The sequence below is a fragment of the Pseudomonas gingeri genome (genome assembly GCF_013385425.1).
In the GTDB taxonomy this organism is placed as follows: domain Bacteria; phylum Pseudomonadota; class Gammaproteobacteria; order Pseudomonadales; family Pseudomonadaceae; genus Aquipseudomonas; species Aquipseudomonas gingeri_D.
The window spans coordinates 1-328 of the sequence record NZ_JACAQA010000065.1 but is presented as its reverse complement, the minus strand read 5'-3'; the positions used below and the strand labels follow the sequence as shown (position 1 = coordinate 328).

1 protein-coding gene is annotated in these 328 nt (G+C 56.4%); it reads left to right on the top strand.

Annotation, left to right across the window (positions count from 1 at the left end; genetic code table 11):
• Positions 1-328: IS66 family transposase (locus HX830_RS32755; RefSeq protein WP_177104807.1), on the top strand; the 328-nt coding region annotated here is incomplete at both ends.

Here is a 328-nt window from a genome sequence, read left to right as displayed (position 1 = left end):
GATATCGCGCTGGCGATGATCAGCAAGCTGTACGGTATCGAGCGCGAGCTCAAAGATGCCAGCGATGAACAGCGTTATATCGGTCGCCAGGAAAAGAGCCTGCCGATCCTGACCCAGTTGAAAAGCTGGCTGGAGAAAAGCCAGCCGCAGGTCACGACGCAGAGCCCTCTGGGTAAAGCGATCAGTTACATGGCGAGCAACTGGGGTTGGCTGCTGCGTTACGTGGAGACCGGTTTTTTGCCTATCGACAACAACGCCGCTGAGCGCGCGATCAAGCCGTTTGTGATTGGACGCAAAAATTGGCTCTTCAGCGACACGCCCAAAGGGG